Annotated in this window: 16 protein-coding genes and 1 CRISPR repeat array; of the genes, 5 read left to right on the forward strand and 11 right to left on the reverse strand. The window is 64.5% G+C overall.

Annotated elements, in window-relative coordinates; all coding sequences use genetic code 11:
- The first annotated feature begins 530 nt into the window (after positions 1-530).
- Positions 531-1,357: direct repeats of the CRISPR family, unit length 37 nt; unit sequence GTTTCAATCCCCTGGCGGGGATTTGGGTTTTTCTCAC.
- Between the two features lie 205 nt (positions 1,358-1,562).
- The 11 genes from cas2 to cas10 form a co-directional block, all read right to left on the reverse strand.
- On the reverse strand, positions 1,563-1,844 hold the full coding sequence (gene cas2, locus AC3EA7_RS08035; RefSeq protein ID WP_488613522.1) for a CRISPR-associated endonuclease Cas2: 282 nt from the start codon (positions 1,842-1,844) through the stop codon (positions 1,563-1,565).
- A 10-nt stretch (positions 1,845-1,854) separates the two neighbouring features.
- A complete protein-coding gene (gene cas1, locus AC3EA7_RS08040; protein ID WP_488613523.1) occupies positions 1,855-2,874 on the reverse strand; it encodes a CRISPR-associated endonuclease Cas1 in 1,020 nt (339 codons plus the stop codon).
- Between the two features lie 307 nt (positions 2,875-3,181).
- Positions 3,182-4,000: a CRISPR system precrRNA processing endoribonuclease RAMP protein Cas6 gene (cas6, locus tag AC3EA7_RS08045; protein ID WP_488613524.1), complete on the reverse strand. Its 819-nt coding sequence runs from the start codon at positions 3,998-4,000 to the stop codon at positions 3,182-3,184.
- A gap of 512 nt (positions 4,001-4,512) precedes the next feature.
- Positions 4,513-5,994: a hypothetical protein gene (locus tag AC3EA7_RS08050; RefSeq protein WP_488613525.1), complete on the reverse strand. Its 1,482-nt coding sequence runs from the start codon at positions 5,992-5,994 to the stop codon at positions 4,513-4,515.
- A 5-nt stretch (positions 5,995-5,999) separates the two neighbouring features.
- Entirely contained in the window at positions 6,000-7,463 is a 1,464-nt protein-coding gene (locus AC3EA7_RS08055; RefSeq protein WP_488613526.1) for a hypothetical protein, read from the reverse strand.
- A gap of 15 nt (positions 7,464-7,478) precedes the next feature.
- Entirely contained in the window at positions 7,479-8,894 is a 1,416-nt protein-coding gene (csm5, locus tag AC3EA7_RS08060) for a type III-A CRISPR-associated RAMP protein Csm5 (protein WP_488613527.1), read from the reverse strand.
- Positions 8,894-10,039: a type III-A CRISPR-associated RAMP protein Csm4 gene (gene csm4, locus AC3EA7_RS08065; protein WP_488613528.1), complete on the reverse strand. Its 1,146-nt coding sequence runs from the start codon at positions 10,037-10,039 to the stop codon at positions 8,894-8,896. Before csm4 ends, csm5 begins: the two co-directional genes overlap by 1 nt.
- A gap of 12 nt (positions 10,040-10,051) precedes the next feature.
- On the reverse strand, positions 10,052-10,366 hold the full coding sequence (locus AC3EA7_RS08070) for a hypothetical protein (RefSeq protein WP_488613529.1): 315 nt from the start codon (positions 10,364-10,366) through the stop codon (positions 10,052-10,054).
- A 54-nt stretch (positions 10,367-10,420) separates the two neighbouring features.
- Positions 10,421-10,885 (reverse strand): type III-A CRISPR-associated RAMP protein Csm3, encoded by a 465-nt coding sequence (gene csm3 / locus AC3EA7_RS08075; RefSeq protein WP_488613530.1) that lies wholly within the window; start codon positions 10,883-10,885, stop codon positions 10,421-10,423.
- A gap of 18 nt (positions 10,886-10,903) precedes the next feature.
- Positions 10,904-11,383 (reverse strand): type III-A CRISPR-associated protein Csm2, encoded by a 480-nt coding sequence (gene csm2 / locus AC3EA7_RS08080; protein ID WP_488613531.1) that lies wholly within the window; start codon positions 11,381-11,383, stop codon positions 10,904-10,906.
- Positions 11,380-13,626, reverse strand: a complete 2,247-nt coding sequence (gene cas10, locus AC3EA7_RS08085; RefSeq protein ID WP_488613532.1) for a type III-A CRISPR-associated protein Cas10/Csm1 — start codon at positions 13,624-13,626, stop codon at positions 11,380-11,382. The genes csm2 and cas10 overlap by 4 nt, the downstream gene beginning before the upstream one ends.
- 660 nt (positions 13,627-14,286) lie before the next feature.
- On the opposite strand from cas10, the gene AC3EA7_RS08090 reads away from it, so the two are divergent.
- Genes AC3EA7_RS08090 through AC3EA7_RS08110 form a run of 5 tightly spaced genes read left to right on the forward strand, consistent with a single transcriptional unit; the run spans position 14,287 to position 22,400 of the window.
- Positions 14,287-15,702: a peptidase MA family metallohydrolase gene (locus tag AC3EA7_RS08090; protein ID WP_488613533.1), complete on the forward strand. Its 1,416-nt coding sequence runs from the start codon at positions 14,287-14,289 to the stop codon at positions 15,700-15,702.
- Positions 15,696-17,114 (forward strand): hypothetical protein, encoded by a 1,419-nt coding sequence (locus AC3EA7_RS08095; protein WP_488613534.1) that lies wholly within the window; start codon positions 15,696-15,698, stop codon positions 17,112-17,114. Before AC3EA7_RS08090 ends, AC3EA7_RS08095 begins: the two co-directional genes overlap by 7 nt.
- Positions 17,086-18,009, forward strand: coding sequence for a DUF58 domain-containing protein (locus tag AC3EA7_RS08100; RefSeq protein WP_488613535.1), 924 nt, complete (start codon positions 17,086-17,088; stop codon positions 18,007-18,009). Before AC3EA7_RS08095 ends, AC3EA7_RS08100 begins: the two co-directional genes overlap by 29 nt.
- Before the next feature lie 3 nt (positions 18,010-18,012).
- Positions 18,013-19,842 carry a vWA domain-containing protein gene (locus AC3EA7_RS08105; RefSeq protein ID WP_488613536.1) on the forward strand — a complete coding sequence of 610 codons (1,830 nt, stop codon included), beginning with the start codon at positions 18,013-18,015 and terminating at the stop codon, positions 19,840-19,842.
- 11 nt (positions 19,843-19,853) lie between these two features.
- Complete coding sequence (locus AC3EA7_RS08110; protein ID WP_488613537.1) at positions 19,854-22,400, forward strand: VWA domain-containing protein; 2,547 nt, start codon at positions 19,854-19,856, stop codon at positions 22,398-22,400.
- Positions 22,401-22,418: the final 18 nt, after the last annotated feature.

Genomic DNA, 22,418 nt, shown 5'->3' on the forward strand with positions numbered 1-22,418 from the left:
GCGCTCTGAGACAGGCGCCCGCCGCCCCTGCGCCCCTTTGCCCTCCGCCCTCCTTTGCCCCGATGCCGAGGTGCGCGCACGGAGACAGGCGCGCGCCGCCCCCGCCCCCCTTTGCCCCCCGCCCTCCTTTGCCCCGACGCCCCCGCAAGCAGGGGGAGGCAGGGACAAATGATTATTCGCCTCTGCCGAATCCATTCGTTTCAGCACCCTGGCAGGGATTCGGGTTTTTCTCCTTGTTGAATAAACCACCGGCGCTGGCGCCACCACATTTCAATCCCCTGGAAATTTGGGTTTTTCTCCCCCTCTGACCTTTCGCCTGTTGCCTTCCTGAACGTTTTTCTCACGCGACAGGCAATAGGCGATAGGCGACAGGCGCGAGAGGCGAAAGCAAGACTTTCAATCCCCCGGAAATTTGGGTTTTTCTCCCCGCCGTCGCGTATCACGTATTCTGCCGTATCTGTCGGATGACTTTCAATCCCCTGGAAATTTGGGGTTTTTCTCCCCCTCTGACCTTTCGCCTTTTCCTGAAGGTTTCAATCCCCTGGCGGGGATTTGGGTTTTTCTCACACCGCAACCGGTATACACGGTAACGTACACGTTTCGTGACGAGTTTCAATCCCCTGGCGGGGATTTGGGTTTTTCTCACGGCGCTTGTGCAGCAGCACGACGACGAGTTTTTTCGCGTCGTCGCTGAGTTTCAATCCCCTGGCGGGGATTTGGGTTTTTCTCACGCCGACCACGGCGACGCCAGGTCACCGTGGTCGGCGGCTTTGGGTTTCAATCCCCTGGCGGGGATTTGGGTTTTTCTCACCATACTCACGGACAACGAAGAACCGTCTTCCGACTCGGTTTCAATCCCCTGGCGGGGATTTGGGTTTTTCTCACTTTGAAGACGAAACAGGAAGTAAGGCGTCTACGCGTGTGCGTATGTTTCAATCCCCTGGCGGGGATTTGGGTTTTTCTCACAGAGCAAGCGAGGTAGGGGTAGGGGAGCGCTGGTGGCGGAGTTTCAATCCCCTGGCGGGGATTTGGGTTTTTCTCACACCAAACACAAGGAGGAACCCAAATTGGCAACGACAGCTTATGTTTCAATCCCCTGGCGGGGATTTGGGTTTTTCTCACTTTGAACAGTCGTATTCCGGCGCTGTTGTGCGTCAAGTCGGCGTTTCAATCCCCTGGCGGGGATTTGGGTTTTTCTCACGCCATAACGAGCGGTAGCAATCATGGACCCTCCAGACCAAAACGGTTTCAATCCCCTGGCGGGGATTTGGGTTTTTCTCACCCACATAACAGCCCCGCGATCCAAACGACAACCACCCGGTTTCAATCCCCTGGCGGGGATTTGGGTTTTTCTCACCCCATCGTCATTGTACCGCATGAGGACGCGGCGCACAAGGCGGTTCGCGCGGTCGCCCGACATTGGGCGGAACGTGTAAAGCGTTTTTGCCGTCAACTGCGAAATAAACCTTTCGCTGCGGCGTCCTGATGCGGTAGCGCGGCATTCGCGCGCGTCGCGCGACTGCGCCGGCGGTCTGCCGCCCTTGCTACACGCGCCCGCCGGCTTAGACGATGTAGATGTCAACACTCTTCTCAACCTGCGGTCCTTCGCCTTTGACCTCAACGCTCGCGGCGCACGCGCTGCACAGCCGGTAGATACGCACGCTGTCGCCTTCGTCCAGGTCGATGACGCGCGCGACTTTCTTTGTTAGTGCGCGGTATTCGCGCTCGGTCAGGTCGCACTCGAAAACGCTGCGCTGGACGCGCTGCCCGAACCCTTCGAGGACCTTCGCCAGTTTCAGCCGCCGCGCGTCGTCGGGAATGTCGTAGGCGATGACGTATAGCATGCATGCTCCTTTACCGCACCGCGAATGGTTCGTACTCCGCTCCCCCCTGCACGGCGCGTGCCAGTTGCCGCGCCTGAAGCGCCAGGCAGCGCAGGTAACTGACTTTCCCCGGTCGTCCGTCGGCGCCGTCGGGATGGGTCGCCTCAGTGCGCATGCGCTCCTCGAATGCGGCGACAAACCGCCGCTTGCCTTCGTCGCTCAGGAGTACCGGATAGTCGCCGTCCGGCGTTTCGCTGAAGTCATCGAAGGCGATGCGCCCGTCGTTGCAACAACGGATCACCAGTGAGTCGACCAGAATTGGGCGAAACTCTTCGATCAGGTCGAGCGCCAGCGATGGACGCCCATAGTCGACCTGGTGGAGATAGCCGAGATATGGGTCAAACCCGGTCGCTTCGACGGCGCCGAGCATTTTGTGCACCAGCAGTGTGTAGCCGAACGAGAGTAAGGCGTTCACCCGATCAGGCGGCGGACGGCGGATGCGCGCCTCAAAGCGCCATTCGGGTCCGATCAGGGCGCGGACGCCGGCAAAGTACCGCGCGGTAGCGCTCCCTTCGACACCCATCAGCGCGTTCAGGTTGGTGGTGCGCGGCACACGTTCGATGAAACGGTCGAGGTCGTCGGCAGCCTGTTCGGTTTCTGGCGGCGCGTCGGCGCGGTTGCGCGCGAAACGGCGCAGGACTGCGCGACAGTTGCGCAGTTTGCCCTCGACGAACCGTTGCGCCAGGCGCAGCGACCAGTTGCGGCCCTCGGCGCGCCGGTATTGCGCCGCGCGCAGTGCAGCGTGCGCGCTGACGCTGCCGACCAGCCGTCCATGGTAGCGCCCATGCACGGTGAGAAAGGTGACGTTGATGCCGTTGTCGAGCATGCGCTTGATCGCCGGTGTGCTCAAACCGACATTGCCGATGATGACAATATCTTCAATCTTGATCAGGGGTACGCCGGCGATCACGGCATCGCCGCGACGAACGACCAGTCGCTCGCCGTCGCAGCCGATCTCGCTGCCCTGTTCTGTCACGTAGAGGGTTGCCATGGCTGTGCTCCCTTGGATGCAGGTTTTTTGGAGTGCTTCGTTCCCCCCGCCCCCTGTTTCGTAAGCGGAATACATTCCGCGCTGCGCATGGCCCCTGCTGCCACACGAGGCGAAGGGGGCGGGATGCGGCGGCGCGGCGGCCATGCTTCTTCCCGCTATGCCGGTCCGAATACATTCGGACCTCCGTAGGGCGGGATGCGGCGGCGCGGCGTTCGTGCTCGCATCGCAATGCTCCGAAGCAAGCGATGCAACGCAAAGGGTTGCCGGAACAATCGATCCTTGAAAGGGGGGACGCCCCACGCTAACGTCAGCGGTCACCGTCGCTCAGCAGACGCGCCTGGCCGTAGCCGCGGGTTGTGCTGGCGCCGATGCCGCCGAACAGTGCGAAGCGCGCCAGCGCGTCAATGCATGCCAGCCAGTAACGGTCGCGGTTGACGGCGGCATACGTCACGCGCCCCACGGCGCCGATCTGCGGAACGCCGCCTTTCGTCGGCTCGGATCGCGAGCGCAGGTCGAAGCGGCTGACGGCAATGCACTCTTCGGCGAAACGACGCACTTCATCGGGAAAAGCAATCGGCGCAAAAGCGTTCCACCGCTCAAGCAGGCTACCGAAGGTCAGCGCCGGCAGCGGCAGCGGTTGGTTGAGACCGCGCTGCCGGAACGTGACCGGCGTGGCGAACTCGAACGTCCAACGCGATGGCGCGGCGCTGCGGTTAATCACAACGGTTGCCAGATTCTCGTAGGTGGACCTTCCCGCCCAGGCATCGTCGGCGGGATCGATGGCGCTCCGTTCGACGCGCCAGAGCGGGCCATCGAGATCGAGCGGCGCGAGCGCGTCGGCGCGCCAGGCGGCAGCGATCGCTTCGAGCGCCGGGGTCAGCAGCGTGACTCTGAGACGGTACTGACGATCAGGATGAACGTGCGCCGTGTGGTTGCGCGCCTCGAGACCAATGACATTCGAGACGGTCAGCGGTTTGGGTCCGTCGTCGTCGTGGATCTGCGCGGCAAGCGCCGGATCGGCGTCGTTGATCAGGCGCAGGACGGCGGCGTGCGCCGCGCGCCCGAGCGACGCCGACGTTTGCGCCGCCGCAAGCGGTCGGATGGTGAAAACGAGCGATACAGGCATGGATGTGTACTTTCAAGCCCCCGACGGGGATTTGTATGGCTTCACCACATGTCGTCCAGACAAGCGCCGCCCCTGACATCTACTTCTCCCCTCGTGAGAGAGCGGAGGATGCACGAGCGCCGCATCCTCGCCCTATGTAGGTCCGAATTCATTCGGACCTACATAGAGCCTATCCGAAAACCCGGCGGCGAGGTATTATGGGGTAGGCGAAGGCACTGCCTTCTACCCCGCAGGGTTTTTCGGATAGGCTCATAGAAGCACGACCGCCGTGTCGCCGCATCCTCGCCTGCGCAGAGTGTCGGCGGAATGAATTCCGACCTGCATAGAAGCACGACCGCCGTGTCGCCGCACCCCGCCCCCCTTCTCCCACACAGGGAGAAGGGGGCAGGGGGAAGAGGGAGGAAAACACCCCCTGCTCTCCGCGTGGGAGCAGGAGGACGGGGGATGACGGAACAAAGGTCAGGTTTTATGCGGTTGTTAAGGTGCTGCAACAGGGCGTCGTTTCGCCCGCGCTACGGCTGTTCCACCTCGCGCAACAGCGTGTCGATCAGCGTATTGATCGTCGTGTAGGGCGACGCGCCTGGCGGTCGTCCGACGACGAGGGTGTAAACGTCTGCCATGTGCGGCACGATCTGATCGGCAATGGCTTCGTCGCTGCCGGGTCCGCCGAAGGCGACGGCGAGATCGCGCCGGGATACTCCTTCCAGGGTATGGATCGTTTCGTTACGCAGGTCTGCCAGAACCTTGAGCCGGTCGAGCGCCTCGACCTGCCGCCGGAGGTTCTCGCCGCGACGTTGCGCCAGATGACGCGCAATAGCGCGCAGACGCACCCGACTGCTCATCGGGTCGCCGGTGTCGTCGGGCGAGTCGGAACGAAACCGGAAGCCGACCGCATGCTCCCAGGCGCGCGAGACCCTCGCTCCATCGTCGTTCGGCTGCCCGTGGCGGTCGATGAACTGCGCACCGCGCTCTAGGCAGAGGAGGCGCCAGGCGTTCTCCTGAAAGCGCACCGCGTGCGCCAGAAAGTCGCTCCATGCGCCGACATCATAGCGCGCTTTTGCACCATGATATACTTCTTCCAGACGCATGCGCCGGTCGGGAGCCGCTGCGGCCTCATAGAGGCTCAGCAGATCGGCGCGCCAGCGCCCGTCGCCGAGGCGGTCGACGCCGCCTTCGAGCGCCCGCCGCGCTCCCGGCAGATCGAGGTTAAACCGACAGCGCGCATGGTCGAGCACTGCTTCAAGGACGCTGTCGGCGCCGGGGATCAGGCGGTCGGCGATGACGCTACGGTGACCGCGCAGCAGGCGCAATGCGGCATCATAGTCGAAGGTGGCGGCATTGGCGCGCAGCGCCGCGCGCAGCGGCGCCGCCAGCAGACGTGTGGCAGTGTTGAGCGTCTGCGGCAGGGCGTAACGTGGGTGAACATAGAGCGCAATCGCGCGTCCACCCCAGATTTCGCTGCCCGCCACCAGCAATCCGGTGGTCATGGCCGGCGTGCCGCCGGTGACTTCCAGGTACGCGGTTGCGTCGGGAATGGCGTGCGCCGCTTCTGGCAAACGCCGCTCGAAAAAACGCCGCACTCCATCATAGTCCGAAGGGTCGCGGTTGCGTCCGTCGCGGTCGGCAATCGTCCAGAGATCGATCCGATCGGCGGGGATGGCGGGCAGGCCGTCGCACCCCATCGCCAGCGCGCGCGCAATGACTCGCGCTGTGCCGAGGGTGTCTTTCCCCCACAACTCCGCCTGGTAGGGATCGGACGGCGGCGCGTCGCCCTGATCGGACGCAATCAGCGTCAGGCGCGCCAGGGCGCCGGGCTGGTTCAGCACATAGCGCAGCGCCTTGCTGATGATCGGCAGGCGCAGGCGTGGCGCGAAGGCATCCCACTGCGCCAGAATCCGGTGCGCCCGCTCGCGTTCGCTCAACCGGCTGAGTTCCGGCAGCGCAGCGCGATCAAGATCGCTGCTGCCGATGTTACAGAACAACAGTTTCTGCATACGCCTCATGTCAGATGTCGCAACTGCTCGATGGCAACGCGAGCAATCCGCTCGAATGGCGACTTATGCGCCGTCAAACCCAGCAGTCCCACAATCTCGCGCAGGTCGTCAATCAACATCGCCGGATCGCCGCCGCACGCTTCCTCCAATCGCTCGCGCGAAACGCCCGCGAACCCGTGCGCGATCACACTCTGGTTGCGCAATTGCGCAAGAACGTTGATTCTGTCCAATCGCTTCTTGACGCCGGTGAGACGTCCGCGCTCGTCCTTTGGCAGATACGGCGCACCATCGGGCTTTACGCTCGCAGGATCGATGAGATAGTCGAGCATCGCCTGCATCGCCGGGATATTGGGGATGTCGTAGCGCAGCGGCGTTCCGTCAATCGCGCGCGCGTCGAGCCAGGCTTTCAAACCAGGGTCGTCCTCGATGCGACGCCGATACTCCGGCAGGTTGACCTCTCTGCGCTCTTTGCTCATATCGGTCGGCAAACCGAGTTTCGTTTCGACGATAAAGCGCAGCGCGGCTTCCTGGAAGCGGAACATGCGCCCGAGAAAATCGGCGTAGCGCCCGTTGCGGAAGGTGATGTCCGCATTGGCGACGAGTTCGTGCAGTAATGCGCCTATGTCGGAACGCTGCATGAGCGGGTCGAGGTCGCGTTCGAGGTCGGCGAGGAAGGTGCGCAGGTCGCCGCTTGCCTGGCGAATGCCGTCCGCCAGAACTGTCCGCGCGTGCTCGAAGTCGAAGCATTCACGATAGTGGGCATGTTCCACGAGCGCCTGCAACGCCGCATCGTTGAACCGGCGCACAATCGCCATAGCAGTGGCGAAGTCGAGGCGTTCGAGGGCTTCGATAGCGGTAGCGCGGCGGAAGATGTTCAGCACCTGATCGCCGACGCGCAACTCGTAGGGCTGTCCGCCTTCCGGTTGGTACACGACGTGACAGCGGTCGCCGAAGGCGCTGATGGCGTTCAGTTGCAGCGCCGTGTTGCACGCCGGGATGCCGCCCGCCATCAGGACGTAGCATGTTGTCTGCGCGTCCGCCAGCGGCGCGACCAGACCGGCATAGGCGTCGAAGGCTTCATCGTACATGCTGGGGTTGATCACGCGCCCATCGGTGCGCTTAATGCTCTGACATTCAATCCGTTTGATCTGCTCACCGAAGCGCTCTTGCAGCAGGCGCGCGATGATCTGCGCGTACCAGAGCGTATCTTTGTCGCGCAACGACACGCCGAACCGATCCGGCTTCCGCGTCTCCGGCATATCCGGCTGGTCGGTATAGAACAGGATCAGCCGGTCGATCGGTCGGCGCCCGGCGATCCAGCGGATGCATGGTTCGATGATCGGCGCCTCGAACACATGCCGCTCGAACTTGTTCCATACCGCCTCGCCTTCGGAACGCGGACGCAGCAATCGCTTGCCGTCAACGATCAGGTCGCTGTTGCCGATGTTCGCCAGAACCAGGGTGTGCATACCAAGCTCCAACCTTCAACCAATCCGCGCCTCGACCCACCCCAGCGGTCGCCAGGGTAATGCGCCGCGCATAATGACTTTGCGCGTCTCCGGGAAGTCGTCGCCGGGGCGGAAACCGGCGGATTTGCGCCTTTTGAGACTATGGCGCTGAACTACCTGCACAAATACGTGTTCGCGCTCCGTCCCCTGGCGCAGCCGGTCGTCGAGGGTCTTGGAGCGCCAGCCGGCGCCCCAGCCGATCGGCAGCAGAAACGTATGCGCGTCCATCTGCTCCAGGCGCGCGCGCAGGTCGGCATAGAAGCGGGTCAGTTCGACGGCGTCGGTCTGGCGGGTGAAGTACTCCCGTTCGCCGTCGATCAGGCGCGCGGCGCGCCGCCGGCACGCTGCCGCAAGTTCATCCGGCTGCAACCGGCGCTGCCAATCGCCGAAGTCGAGAATGGAACGCGCCGCCTGGCTCTCGAACGGGTACCGTTCGATCTGAAGCGTTGCGCGAAACTCGACGCCGGCGGGAACGGCTTCGAGCGCGATCAATCCCTGCGCCGAGCGGCTGCGGTAGATGCGCACCGCCAGCAGGTCGGGCGTCACAGCGAGCGGCGCGCTGTCGCTGATGCGGAGCGCGCGCAGCACGTCGCGCACGGTGTTGTTGATACGACGTTGCAGTCGCGGCGCGCCGAGAAACGCCTCCTGTTCGATGGCGTCGTCAGCGTTTTTCGGACCCCCTGTCACTGCCTTCTCAAGCGCCGCGACCGCCGGGCTGTGCGCCACGTCCCACGCCAGTGCGCTGCGGATCGCGCCTTTGAGCGACGACCCCGGCAGGTAGAGGCGGTCGGCGACATCTTTGATCTGCTCATAGACCTCGCCGGACGCCGGACGCCCGTTCAGCGCGTAGCGCACGAGCGGGCGTCCGTTGCATGTTGCGCGTTCGCGCAGTCGGTCGAGCGGCAGCAGCCCGCCTTCGACCAGTTGATCAAGCGTGCTGCCGGAGATCAACTCCGGCGGCAACAGATCGCCGGCGTCGTCCGGTTGCGGCGGATTGGCGCGTCGCTCCGCCAGGCGCTGCTTGCGTTCCTTCAGACGCCGCGCCTCCTCACGAAAACGGTTCTTCTGGCGTTCATACTCGTCCTCGCGCCGGGGCGGTCTCTCCTCGAACTGCTCAATCTGACGACGCAGGCGCTCGTCCGCCTGGCGGATGCGTTCTTCTTCCTGCGCCAGTTCTGCGTTGAAGCGCCGCAGTTGCTCCTCATACGGCACGCGGCGCTGCTGCCAGACATCAACGACCAGATCGAGCGCCACGTCGGTATTGACCACCAGGGTGGCGTCGCCATCCACATAGTAATCCAGGTTCGCCGCCAGCCGGTCGCCTGTGCCGATGTGGATCGGCGTAAGCGTCGTGATGGTCAGGGAAACGACCTGGTTGCGCACCAACGCCATCAGGATGCCTCCTTCCAGTCGGGGATCGGTGTGGTCAGCGCCAGCCCGCTGCGATAGACCGGGTGTGGCGTGCCGACCCCTCCGCCGAGCACAGGGTGCGCACGCGCGCTTTTGCGATAATCCGGGCGCACATCGAGCACCAGACCACGCGGGGCAACGGTGCGCCCATCGAGCACCGACCCCTCGGCGACCATGCGCACCCGCTGGCGGCGCTGCGGTATCTGCCCCGGGCTGAACAACCATCCGCCGACGGTGACCAGATGATATGCCGCTTCAGTACTGCGCAGCGCAGCGATTTCGTCCTTCGCCGGAAGGTAGCGCGAGAGGAGCACAGCGCGGGTTCCCGCTGCGTCGGGCAAGGCATCCAGCGCCTTCCCCGGCTGCCAGGCGAATGCGCCGCTGCCGCCGGTGCGCCGACCGCCAAGCCCGCTGTGCGCGAGCAGGTCGAGCAGACGCTCGAAGCGCGGGCGCCACGCCGGATCAACAAAGCGCACCAGCAACACCAGACCTGCACCCGGTGCAAAGGTCACCCGCCCGACTTCGTAGTACGCCGACGCGCAACTGACCCGGTCGACGGTCACATGCGGCTCGCTGACAATCGACCAGATTGGCGTCGTTTCCAGCCGCCGCTTCCACGCCTCGTCGCTCTCGTTCGCCTGGCGTCGCCAGAGATCGACGGTCAGCGCCCCGGCTTCCGCTTCGGTTATCCAGACCTTCCCGCCTTGCAGCATGAGTGGCGCGCCGGTGATCGGGCGACCGGCGCACACGGCGGCGAACAGCGCCGGCGACAGGTATTTCAGGCGCTTGAACCCTTTGCCGATCCGCGCGCGCAGCGCGTCGTCCGCCACGTTCAGGGGCAGCGCCGGGCGCGGCAACAGCGGCAGGTCGCCGAGGCGCGGGAAGAGCGAACTGTGACGCAGCGGCGGTTCGCCGGTGCAGAAGGCGCGCGCCAGCGCCGGAACGCCGTCCGCACCGAGATCGGCGTCATCGAGCGTCGCCGCCTGCGCCACCAACACCGCAAAGAACGAGTCCGATGGAAACGTCTCACCCGTTTCCTCCAGACCGATCCCCTGACGCCCAAAGTGGCAACCGAGCGTCCGGCGGTCCGGCGGCGGCGTCAGATAATAGACCGTAAGATCGTTCATAGAAGCGCCCCGCTATGCAACAATCTGCGCCAGCCACGTCTTCAGCGCCGCGCGGTCGAGTTCTTTCAGCAACGCCGGCTGGCGATCGAACTGCATTTCGTCGCCATACTGCCCGTTGCGGACGCGCCGCGCGCTAATGCTGACGTTCTTCAGGCGCACCTGCCCGTTGCCGCGCGACCCCATGCCGCCGAGGTAATCGTCTTCCAGGTGCAGCAGCGCCTCGATCACCGTATCGAACAAACCGACGACATCGGCGGGTTGTTCGTCCTTCCCCACATACATGCTATAGACCAGTTCCGCCGGACCGAAGACCGCGCCGGCGGGCACGCGCTCGATCTGACGCGGCGCAGCAGCGGACGTGACCCGGTCGATGGCGGCTTCCTACTTAATCTCGGTGAACGGCAGGTCGGTGCGCAGGCGCTCCAGTTCCCTGCGCGACTCCTCGCGCAACGGCACATCACGCACCGCCAGGCGCGTCGGCGCAGGGACGGCGAAGGCGCTCCGATTGCCGTTTGGACCCCAACGCGGCAGCATGCCGAACACGCCGCTGATCATCCGGTAGCGTCGGTAGTCATCGGCGCTTTCGGGCGCGTGGACGAACACTCCTTCATTGACTCGAAACGTTTGCGGCGCACCGTGCGCCTTCTCCATCAGTGAGCGCAGTTTGCCCTTGAGCGAGGAGCCAGGGATGTAGGGTTCATTCGTGCGCGGATTGCGGATGACCGGCTTATCCAGCCCGCCGATTTCCAGCCCGGCAGCCGCGCCGCCGATGTGCAAGCCGGTGAGCAATTCGATGTCGGCGCGCAGAAAGATGCGCCCGTGGAGGGTGACAAATCGTTCCGCCATGAGGACTCTCCTTCATCATCAATTGGTGCGACCGCCGTAGCGACGATGGTAGGCAAGAATGGCCTCGAAGAAATCGACGAAATTGCGGAAGCGACGGGTATCCGCTCCCACGAGACCGATAGAGTCCGACAGAATCTGTGTCAGAGCGCCCATTGCCGCCTTGCCCGGATCATCGTCGCGCCCCTGGACGCGCCCGTACTGATAGGCGAGTTTGGGGCGCAGCATCTGCAATTCGCGCTGCACGGCGAGCGGCAACGGTTTGTCATCGTCAATGGCTTTGACGTCCTGCTCAATTGCGCGCACCGTGCCGAAGATGTTGCGGATCTGCGACGTGGTGACATCACGCGCCAGACGCCTGCCGATCTGCTCAGCAGTTACCGTCAATGCCTGAATCGACTCCGTCGTGTCTTCGGTAATGATCCGCTTAAGCGTCTCCTGCGGCGCCAGTTCCTGCGCCAGCTGATCGCCCGTGCGTCGTCCACTCTGTGGATTGCTCATCGTTCCTCCTTTACACTACTGCGTTCACGCACCAGCAATTGCGCCCAGCGAGCGGCGAGACCCGCCCGCTCGATGAAACGGTGGCGCACCCCGGCGTCGCCGACGATCCGCTCGCGCAGGCGCTCAATCTGCGCTTTGACGCCGTTCGGCGACCGTTCGGCGACGCGTGTCAACTGATAGGCGCCCTGCCACACCCATGGACCGTAGGTGAACTGCGGGTCGCCGCTGCGATTGCGGCGCTGTGCCTGACGGGCGCGCGCGTCGAGCGTTTGAATGACCATCAGCAGACTGCGCGGCGCGCTTTGCTCCTGCACCAGATTGACCAGTTCGGCGCACAGGTCTGCGGCTTCGCCGAAGTATTCCCAGCCCAGGGTGCGCCCCAGGAAGGTGATGGCGTCCTTGGCATGCCGGTTGGGGCGCGTGTAGCGTTTTGCCGCATCGAGCGCTTCGGCGGCATCGTCAGCCGCCTGGTAGAGCGGGTAGCGCGCCAGGTGCAGCGTCATCCCGCCCGACAGGGTGATCGGCGGCGCTTCGTCGGGGCGCGGCGCGCGCCCCAGCACGTAGCGCGCAAAATCGTTGCAGATCCGTTGCGCCAGGTGCGGCATCCGATGCCATGAACCCGCCAGGAACAGATCATCGCCGCCGCTGTACACGGCATACACCCCGCCGACGCCATTATCCGCGTTGGCGCGGCGGCACAGTTCGCCGACCCACCCCTCAAAGTAGCGGCTCAATGTCGCGCTCAGCGCCGCCGTGACCGCCAGACCGGCCAGACCCGCCGGGCGATCCAGCCGTCGCCCAAAGAGTTCGCCGAGGTCGTCCACATCCATGCGCAGCACGCCGATCCGCCGCACGCCGACGCTCTGTTCCGCCAGCAGGTTGAACGGCTTGACATCACCCGGATGCACCGTCTGATCATCGTCAGCGTCACGCTCCAGCGCCTGATACTGCGCAACATCGCGCGCCGTCGCCAGTTGCGCCACCGCAACCGTGTAGCGCGTCCCGACGACATCCTGCGGACCGAGGGCAAGGGTCTGCGAGTCGGTGCTGTCATCGATCAGCAGCACCCGCCGCCGCTGGGACGGATCGGCGTGATAGTCGCGCGGATCGTCGAGCGGAACGACGCTCAACCCCAGGCTGCGCAGCACATCGTGCCAGCGCGCCTCACGACGACAGAACGACGCAGCGCGCGGTTCCGCCGGCTCGACCAAGAGCAGTTTCACGCGCGCCAGGCGCCGCCCAAGGTCTTCGAGCGACTCGGCCATCACGTCGAGCGATTCGGCGTCCTGGGCTTCGGCATTAAGCGGCGGCTCCGGCTGCACCGGCTCGAATAATCCGGCGAACGCCTGATCATCGAGGTCGGCGAAGCGGCGACGCTTGGCATGGTCAATCTGCTCAGTCAGGCGTTTCCAGGTAGCGTCGTCGTACTCCTGCGGCGCGAAGCGCACCCCGCCGAGCGCCAGGTAGAGCGCGCCGCCGTGTGCATCGAGGAGCAGATTGCCGATGGTGCGCCGCCAGGCAGCGAGATGCGGCTCGCACGATGCAGAGAGCAGCACATAGAAGCGCCCGCCCCCGGCATACAACAGATTGCAGAACGGCATCCCCGCCTGGTGCAGCAGGTAGTGTGCGCATGCATCGGTCAGGAGTTGCAGATAGAACGAGCGCCCCCGCAGTTGACGAGTCGCGCCGGCGGCGCTGACCGAGTAGATGAATTCTTGCACACCGGAAATATCGCAGCCGACGAGCAGCAGATCGGAATCGACGGCGAGCGCCGCCGCGACGGCCGCATGCGTGCGCGCCACATCGTACAGCGACACGCCGTCGAGGGGTGAGGGGAGACACCAGGCATACCGCTGCAGCGCAAAGAGCAGGGCTTCAACACGCGGCGCGAGGGGCAGACGCGCGCTCTGCTCGTCGGCAGACCGCAATGCCGCGCGCAGCCTGTCGGTCGCCGCCGCATCCACGCGCGGCTCAGCCGATGGAAAGAGGGTCTCGTCGGTCAACGCCAGCGGTGCGCGGCGCGTGTACGCGGTCGGCGCGCCCTGTAGACGGCCAAACACCGTCGTGAGCAGGCGGTTCAGGTCGAGACGCGGCAGGGCATTGCCGCCACAGACCAGCAGCGCTGCGCGGTGCGCCACATCGCGCACTGCGTCCGGCGTTGCGGTTGCACCCTCGTCGCCATTCGCCATCGCCGCCCAGAAACGCAGCGCCGCGAGCGCTGCGCAATGCGCCTGCTCGTACATACCACCTCCCGACTGTGATGTGGTGTCACTTCACAGTCGCCATAAGACATCCGCAAATGCTCGCGTCTATTGTATTTCAAGAGTCCACTGCAAAAAGGCTTACCCGCCAAGGACACGAAGTGCACAAAGGTGAAGAACCATGAAGCGCATTTCCTTTGTGTCCCTTTGTGACCTTCGTGGTTGCTTTTTGCAGTGAAGTCATTTCAAGTATATTTCACAAATGTGCAAGAAAATTAACGATTTGGAGTCGATTTCGTTGACGAATTGTCAACGAATACGCGAAGCACGAGGATGAACTCTTCAATCATCAAGCAAAGAGCAAGTCGGGCAGGTTCCCGCCCTCAAGACCATTGAGGACGAACGACGTCTCTGGAGCAGGCGAGGATCGCAGTGCGGCGATGGGTATCGGCCACAATGCGCCTCAGGCGAAGACCTCAAGGGTCGGGCGCCACGCGCCATAGTTCGAGCCATTGCGTTGCAACGTCTCTGCCGGCAACCGTCCACTTTCAACCTTCCCACCTGCAACCTTCATCGCCTCTCCCCTCTTGCCTCTCGCCAACTTTTCTCACCTTCATCTCAGGCAAAAGTCGTTGTCTTGTGGTAGACTTTTTACGTAACCCTGCTGACTCGCTCACAATTCCCCGTGCAAAGGAGAGGCGCATGCGCGTGTTGGCGCGTCTGGCGGTGGCGATAGGCATTCTTCTGGCGCTTGCGGCATATCTGGCGCCGGTGTCGGTTCAGGCGCAGACGGCGCTGCCGCAGTGGTACGAACTCCGAACGCAAAAGTTCGCAATTCTGTATGCCGATGGCGATCTGGCGCAGGCTGAGGAGTATGCGACTTTCGTTGACGAGGTGTATGATGAGATTACGTCGATTTTCAGCCATGCTGCGCCCACGCCGGTGACGCTGCGTCTCTACCCGACGCGCCGCGCCTACGATGCCGCCAACCCGCTGGCTGCTTCCGTACAGGGGATCATTGCGCATGCCGATTTTCGCCGCAATGAGGTGGTGGTCATTCTCGATCAAACGACCTCGCAGTCGCCCGAAGAGATCAAAAATAACGTTCGCCACGAGTTGTCTCATATCGTGCTGGCGGACCTCTCCGCGAATCGGCTGAACGTCGGCTTCCACGAAGGCATCGCGCAGTATGTCGAGCGCCCTTCGCCCGACCTGGAGCGCAAGGTGACGGCGCTGCGGCAGGCGTTGGAGCGCGATGCGCTCCTCCCCTGGAGCGCCCTCGATGACCGCGATCAGATCTATGGCAGCCCGCAGATCGGGTATCCGCAGACCCTCTCGATTGTCGCGTTCCTCGTCGAACAGTATTCGTTCGTCAAATTACGCGAGTTCATCACGACGAGCGCGCGCAGCAGCGGGTATCGTTCGGCGCTCGAACGCACCTATGGCGTGCCCGCAACGGACCTCGAGCGCATGTGGCGCGAATGGCTCCCTTCCTATATCGATGGCGGATACCAACACAATGCGCTGACGGAGTATGACCTGACCCCCATCGAGACGCTGGTCGCCGAAGGTCGCTATGCGGAAGCCAAACGCGAACTCGAACTGGCGATCCCCTGGTTGCGCAATACGCAGCAGAACGACGTTCTGGCGCGCGCGCAGGACTTGCTGGCGCGGAGTGAAACCGGTCTGTACGCCGAAGACCTGGCGCGGCAGGCGCGCGCGGCGCTCGAGGCGAATGATTATGCGACTGCGGCAAACCTTGCGCGCCGTGCGCTCGATGCCTATGTTGCGCTCAATAACCAGAACCGCATCGAAACACTGACCACGTATGCGACCATCGCTGACCGCGGGTTGCGCGCCACGGAGCTGCTCGAACGGGCAACCGCGCTCGCCAGCGACTGGCGCACCTTCGCCGATGCGCGCATCGTCGCCGATCAGGCTGCGTCGGAGTTTCTCTCGCTCGGCAATCAGGACAACGCAGCACGCGCGCTGACTCTGCGCGCTGAGATCGACCGTGTGCAGAGTCTTGCCGGCATTGTCCTGCTCATCGTCGGGTTGGGCGGCATTGCCATCGGTTTCAGCCGACGCCTGATCGTTCGAGAAGCGGAGGTATGGTGATGCCGAAACGTCAGCATCCACTTGTGAAACGCCTGCAACGTCTTGCGACCGAACGCTGGGCGCGGCGCGCTCTGCGCACCATGTTGCAGTCCACATCGATTGCGCTCGGCATCTGGTGCGCTGGCATGGGGGCAAATCTGCTGTGGAACTGGAATATCGGCGTGCCGGAACTGACAGCGCTGGCGCTGGCGATCGTCGGCGTCGCCCTGCTGTCGCTCCTCCGCCCGCCGATGCGCCCCGCCGAGGTTGCGCGCCGCCTCGACCGGCGCTTCAACCTCAACGAGCAACTGGCGACCGCCGTCGAGATGATGCAGATCGATCCGCGTTCATCGGCGATGACGGCGCGCCTGCTCGACCGTTCAACCGCAACCGTGCAACAGGTACACCAGTATATTCGCCAGCGCCAGGCGGCGCCCTGGACTGATCTGGTGACGCTGGCGGCGTTGCTGCTGGTGGCAGGCGGACTGGCGCTCATGTCGGGTACTGGCAGTCTGTCGCTCAACCCGTCGGCGGCGTCGCTGCCAATGCTGCCGCAGCAAGGCGCGCCTCCGCCGCTTCCAATCGAAGATATGGCTCCGCTGCCCGGCAGCGACCAGGTGATCCCGCTGGAAGGGGGCGAGGCGACGCTCCCATTTCGACCGGGGAATAGCGCCGGGAATCAGCAATCGGCATCGGCGTCGCCGCAGCAATCGGCGCCATCCCCGGCAGACATGCAGACGCTCGAAGCGCTGGCAAACGCGCTGCGCGACGTTGGCGCCACCCGTCCTGTGGCGGAAGCGCTCGACCGCGGCGATACCGATGCTGCGGCGCAACGCTTGCGCGAACTTGCCGATCAAGCGGGCGCGCTCTCGGAAGAAGCGCGTCGGGCAATCAGTCGCGCGTTGGAAGAAGCGGCGCGTGACATTGAACGACGCGACCCGGCGCTCGCCGGGCAGGTGCGCCAGTCGGCGCGCGACCTCGAGCGCCAGCAGAGCGCTGCCCAGGGTCTCGAGGAACTGGCGCAGGCTGTCGATCAGATGGGCGACTCTGCTGCCGCCAGCAGCACGTCGCCCGCGAACGAACCCGGCAATGAGGGGCAGGCAAGCGCTCCTGGCGGCGAGTCCGGTCAACCGGGCGCGGAAGGGACAAGCCAGCAAAGCGCTTCGGGAAGCGCCGCCGGCAACAATCCTTCCGGCGAGCAGCGCCCGATCGCCCCTGCCGGGCGACTCGGCGTCGAAGGGCAACCGGCGCTGCTGGAGGCGCAGGGCGGCGGGCAGAGCACGGACGCAACGAATAATCCGAACGCAACGCTCCAGGGGAGCGCCGGAACGGCATTTGGCGGACGGCCGGGAAGCGGCGGCGCAATCGGCGCCGACCCGCTGCGTATTCCTCTTGATGAACGTGATGTGGTTCAGGAATATTTTCAGCCCTAAACGGCAGGCGGCGCTGCCGCCGTTGTTCAATGAAGCCTTCCTTCGCCGCCTGGAACGGTTGAGCTTGCAGGCGCAACGCACGCTGCGCGGCCGACCATCCGGCGGCGCGCACCTCAGCCACCGCCTGCTGCCGACGTCGATCTTTAGTGACCATCGTCCCTACAGCACCGGTGACGATTATCGGTATATCGATTGGAATGTGTATGCCCACCAGGATGCGCTCTTCGTCAAGCTTGGCGAGATTGAGCAGGATATCAACATTCACCTGCTGTTCGACGTGTCGCGCTCGATGACGTGGGGCGCCCCGCCGAAACTGCGCGCGGCGCAGTTGCTCGCCGGAACGCTGGGGTACCTGGCGCTGGCGCACAATGACCGGCTCTATGTTGCTCCGTTCGACGCAACCGTGCAACGGGAGTTCGGTCCGGCGCATGGAAAGTCGCGCCTGATTGAGATGCTGCGCTTTATCGAGCAGGTGCAACCCGGCAGTGCAACGAACCTCGGCGCTGTGCTCGAAGGGTACGCCCGTCGTCACCCGCGCGGCGGCCTCCTGGTGCTCTGTTCCGACCTGCTGGCGCCGGAAGGTCTGGCAGACGGGTTGCGCGCCTACGCGCCGCCAACCTGGCAAGTGCTGGTGATCCACCTGCTCGATCCGCGCGAGCTGAATCCTGAACGTCTCGGTCCGATCGAACTCGAAGACATGGAAACCGGCAAACTCCTGCCGCTGGTTGTCGATGATGAAACACTGGCGCACTATCGCCGCAACCTGGCTGCCTGGCAGCGAAGCATCGAGTCGGCATGCGGCAAACGGGGCGCCACCTATGCGCGTGTGCTCAGCGCCTGGCCGCTTGAGCGCCAGATAATCCCGTATCTCCGGGCACGCCAGATACTGACGTAACCTATGAGTTTTTTGCTGCCGCTTGGATTACTGGCGCTGCTTGCCCTGCCGATCATCGTGCTGCTCCATTTCCTGCGCGAACGGCGACGGCGTGTGCCAACGCCAAGTTTGCTGCTCTGGGCGAATCTGCCGCAGCGGGTCGAAGGCGAACGCAGTCGGCGCCTCCCGCTGACGCTGCTGTTGCTCCTTCACCTCCTGGTCGCTGCGCTGCTCGGCATCGCGCTGGGGGGACCACAGATCGCAGGGGCGCTTACGCCCGACGCCCGCCATACCGCGATCATTCTCGACACCTCTACGAGCATGGCTGCCATCGACGGCGGCACGAGCCGCTTCGAGCAGGCGCGCCAGCGTGCCCGCGCAATCGTGGCATCCGCCGCTCCCGGCGACCGGATGACGCTGATCACTGCCGGAGCACGGGCGCAGATCGTGGTCTCCGGCGACGATCCGTTTCTGATCACCGCCGCGCTCGAACGCCTTCAGCCCGGCGGCGTCGGCACGGCGATCAATGAGGCGCTGACGCTGGCCGAAGCCGCGCTTGATCCGCAGTTCAGCCGGCGGATCGTCGTTCTGACCGATAGCGCATTGCCGCCGCAACCCGCGCGCGATGTGCTTGTGCCGGTCGAATGGGAGAGCATTGGCTCGAATGTTCCGAACCGCGCCATTATTGCCTTTGCCAGCCGTCCATGGAGCGGTCGTCTTCAGGTCTATGCGCGGGTCGCCAACTACGACGCCGCTCCCTTCAATGGAACACTCCGGGTTTTTTCCGGCAACCGGGTCGTGGCGGAAGAACGGGTTGCGATTGCGCCGAACGGCGAAACCGAGGTCAGCTGGACCCTGTCTGGCGTCACTGAGGCGTTGCGCGCAGAGATTGACGGGCGCGACGCATTGCCACAGGACGACTCCGCCTACCTGAGCGTGTCCCAGGGTCGTCCGATTCTGACGCTGTTGGTGTCGAACGAACCCGCACCGCTGCGCCGCGCGCTCGAAGTCATGCCCGGCGTCACGGTCGTTGTGACGACGCCTGACGCCTACGTGACGGCGCCGGAACGCGCGGCGGCGGACCTGACGATCTTCGATGGTTTTCTGCCGGATGCCTGGCCCCAGGGCGCCACTCTGGCGATCAATCCGAAATCAGGATCGTCGCTGTTGAACGTGATGCCGGAAACGCGCGAACCGGAACCGGGCAAGCCGCTGCAACAACGAGGCAGGACGCTGGAAGGGCTTGGGTTCGGCGGCGTTGTGTTCGGCGCTGTCCGCATTGTCGAGACGCCGCCATGGGCGGAGGTGCAACTATCATCCGACGACCTGCCATTAATTCTGCGGGGACGGACCGACGATCACGAAATCGCCGTCTGGACGTTCAACCTTGCCAGCAGCAACCTGACGACGCGCCTGGCATTTCCAATCCTGGTCGCGCGCACGGTGCGCGACCTTGCGCCGCCGCCGCTACCCCAGGCGGTGCGCGCCGGCGAGCCGCTGGTCATCCATCCCGACCCGCGCACTACCACGCTGCGGTTACGCGGTCCCGGCGACCGGCAGATCACCGCACCGGCGGCATCAGTTGTCACGCTCGATACGCTGGTTGAGCCGGGGTTGTACCAGGTGGAAGAACAACGCGACAACACCACAATCCTGGCTGGCGTGATCGGGGTCAATGCGGGAGCGGCAATCGAGTCGAACCTGCGCCCGCAGAGTGCGCCGCCGCTGCGCGCGCCGGGAAATGATCCAGGCAGCGCTTCGGGACGACAAATGCTCGATCTGTGGCCCTGGTTGGCGCTGGCTGCGCTCCTGGTTCTGGCGCTGGAATGGGCGTATGTTTTGCGCCGTCGCTAGAAAGTGTTCGCATGATTCTTCGTAACCCGCAGTTTCTGCTGCTCCTGACGCTCATACCGCTGATCATCGGCGGATGGCTGTGGCAGCGCGGTCGCCTGCCCGCAGCGGCGCTCGCGCTGCGGGTGATCATTGTGACGCTCATTATCGGCGCGCTCGCCAATCCGGTTGTTCTTCAGGGGCGAATCGAAAGCGCATCAGCGCCGCTCATGGTGCTGCTGGTCGATCAATCGGACAGCCTGACCGACGAGGGCAAGGCGGCATTGCGCGCGCGCGCTGCGGCGCTTGCCGCGAGCAGCGGTAGTCCGACGCAGATTATCACGTTTGGAACAACGGCAGCCGCCGAACAGAGCGCTCCTCCCGGCGATCAGACCGATATTGCCGCTGCGTTGCGCGCTGCGCGCGGCTTGATCGGCGCCGGCGGCGGACGGGTGGCGCTCCTTTCGGATGGTCTCCAGACGCGCGGCGATGCGCTTGCCGAAGCGCGGGCGCTCGCACTGGCAGGCATTCCGGTCGATACCGAATATTACCAGGCGCCGGCACGACCGGAGTTCTGGATTGCTGCTATCGAAACGCCCGCCACACTGCGTGAAGGCGAAGAGTTTACCGCCCAAATCGTGATGTTCAGCACTGTCGCCGCCAATGCCCAACTCGAACTGACCGTCGGCAATGAGCGCGTCCTGGCACGGCAGATACGCCTGGCGCCGGGCGCGAACACCTTCTCCTACACCGGTCGCGCCGGACGCCCCGGCATTCTGCGGATGCAGGCGACGCTGACCGGGCAACCCGACACACTGGAGCGCAACAATGTCGTGGGCGCGACGGTGCTGGTGGCGCCGATGCCGCGTGTTCTGCTGGTGGAAGGACCGGATAACGCCAGCAGTGCGCCATTGCGCAGCGCACTGCGCGAAGCAGGTGTTATGGCTGATGTGGCGGATGCCGCATCGCTGCCTGCCCAGATCTCGGCGCTGGGATTGTACGATGGGATCGTGCTGATCGACGTGCCTGCCAGTTCACTGACCCTCGACCAGATGGCGACGCTGCGCGAGTTTGTGCGCAGCGAAGGGCGCGGATTGCTCGCCATCGGCGGGCGATCCAGCTTCACCCTCGGCGCATACAAGGATACGCCGCTCGAAGAAGCCCTGCCAGTGACCATGATCCCGCCGCCACGCCCGGAACGTTCCGACACGACACTACTCCTGATCATCGATCAGTCCGCCAGCATGGGACCGGAAACCGGCCTTTCCAAATTCACCATGGCGAAAGAAGCCGCCATCATAGCGACCGAGTCGTTGCGTCCCGAGGATCGGATTGGCGTGCTGGCGTTCGACGTATCGACGCGCTGGGTGGTCGATTTCCAGCCGATCGGCGTCGGGTTGAGCCTGGCGGACGTCCAGCGCCGGATCAGCACCTTGCCCCTCGGCGGCGGCACCGACATCTACAACGCGCTGCAAACAGGGTTGCCGGAACTGGCGCGCCAGCCCGGACGGGTGCGGCACGCCGTGCTGCTCACCGACGGTCGTTCCTTCACCGACGACCGGCAGGCGTATCAGGCGCTGATCACCGAAGCGCGCAGCCAGAACATCACCCTCTCGACCATCGCTATCGGAACAGACGCGGACATCGACCTGCTGCAAGTGCTGGCGCGCTGGGGCGCCGGACGCTACTACTTCGCCGCCGAACCGAACGACATTCCCCGCCTGACGCTGCTCGAAAGTGAAATCGTGCGCACCGAACCGCAGGTCGAGGGGGATTTTCGTGCCGAGCAAACCGCGCCGCACCCCATGCTGCGCGACTTCGCGCCAGCGCAGATACCCGGATTGAAGGGGTATGTCGCCACAACGCTGAAACCCGGCGCCGATCTGGTGCTGCGTTCACCCGATGGCGATCCGGTGCTGGCGGTCTGGCAGTACGGGTTGGGGCGCGCTGCCGCCTGGACGCCGGGAGCAGAAGCGCCATGGGCTGCCGACTGGTCGAACTGGCCCGAGTATAGTCGCTTCTGGGCGCAGTTGATCCGCTACACCCTCCCCGAACCGGACAGTGGACCGCTCCAGGTGCGCGTCGTCCGCGACGGCGACGGCGTGCGCATCGTGGCCGATTCGATCGCGCCAGGCGGGCGACCGCTCGATCTGGCGGACACCCAGGCGACGATTGTGCTGCCCGATGGTTCTTCACGTCTCATCACCCTGCGGCAGACGGCGCCGGGGCGCTATGAGCAGGCGCTGATTCTGCCGACCGATGGACCGTATGCCATTGAGGTGCGCCAGCAAAAAGGGAGTGAGGTGCGCGCAGCGCAGGCGGGCTACGTGCAGCGCTACTCGGACGAATACCTCCCGCCCGCCGATCCGCAAACCGGTGCGCGGTTGATGAACAATATCAGCGCGATCACCGGCGGCAGCGCCCTGCGCGGAGGTCCGATCATCGCGCCGGGCAGCGCCGTCCGTAGCACCGAACGGCTGCCCGACACCGAACTGTGGCCCTGGCTGATCGGTCTGGCTGCCCTGCTCTGGCCCCTGGAAATCGCCATCCGACGCGGATGGGTGCGCCTGAGTGCAAGGTGACGGGGGAGATCGCCGGAA

The organism is Roseiflexus sp., assembly GCF_057785375.1.

Bases quoted from the DNA above. Each gene is read 5' to 3' on its own strand.
- AC3EA7_RS08055 (WP_488613526.1), bottom strand. From the start codon at position 7,463: ATGCACACCCTGGTTCTGGCGAACATCGGCAACAGCGACCTGATCGTT.
- csm5 (WP_488613527.1), bottom strand. From the start codon at position 8,894: ATGGCGTTGGTGCGCAACCAGGTCGTTTCCCTGACCATCACGACGCTT.
- AC3EA7_RS08050 (WP_488613525.1), bottom strand. From the start codon at position 5,994: ATGCAGAAACTGTTGTTCTGTAACATCGGCAGCAGCGATCTTGATCGC.
- AC3EA7_RS08095 (WP_488613534.1), top strand. From the start codon at position 15,696: ATGGTGATGCCGAAACGTCAGCATCCACTTGTGAAACGCCTGCAACGT.
- cas1 (WP_488613523.1), bottom strand. From the start codon at position 2,874: ATGGCAACCCTCTACGTGACAGAACAGGGCAGCGAGATCGGCTGCGAC.
- AC3EA7_RS08100 (WP_488613535.1), top strand. From the start codon at position 17,086: ATGTGGTTCAGGAATATTTTCAGCCCTAAACGGCAGGCGGCGCTGCCG.
- cas6 (WP_488613524.1), bottom strand. From the start codon at position 4,000: ATGCCTGTATCGCTCGTTTTCACCATCCGACCGCTTGCGGCGGCGCAA.
- AC3EA7_RS08090 (WP_488613533.1), top strand. From the start codon at position 14,287: ATGCGCGTGTTGGCGCGTCTGGCGGTGGCGATAGGCATTCTTCTGGCG.
- AC3EA7_RS08105 (WP_488613536.1), top strand. From the start codon at position 18,013: ATGAGTTTTTTGCTGCCGCTTGGATTACTGGCGCTGCTTGCCCTGCCG.
- csm4 (WP_488613528.1), bottom strand. From the start codon at position 10,039: ATGAACGATCTTACGGTCTATTATCTGACGCCGCCGCCGGACCGCCGG.
- cas2 (WP_488613522.1), bottom strand. From the start codon at position 1,844: ATGCTATACGTCATCGCCTACGACATTCCCGACGACGCGCGGCGGCTG.
- csm2 (WP_488613531.1), bottom strand. From the start codon at position 11,383: ATGAGCAATCCACAGAGTGGACGACGCACGGGCGATCAGCTGGCGCAG.
- AC3EA7_RS08110 (WP_488613537.1), top strand. From the start codon at position 19,854: ATGATTCTTCGTAACCCGCAGTTTCTGCTGCTCCTGACGCTCATACCG.
- cas10 (WP_488613532.1), bottom strand. From the start codon at position 13,626: ATGTACGAGCAGGCGCATTGCGCAGCGCTCGCGGCGCTGCGTTTCTGG.
- csm3 (WP_488613530.1), bottom strand. From the start codon at position 10,885: ATGGCGGAACGATTTGTCACCCTCCACGGGCGCATCTTTCTGCGCGCC.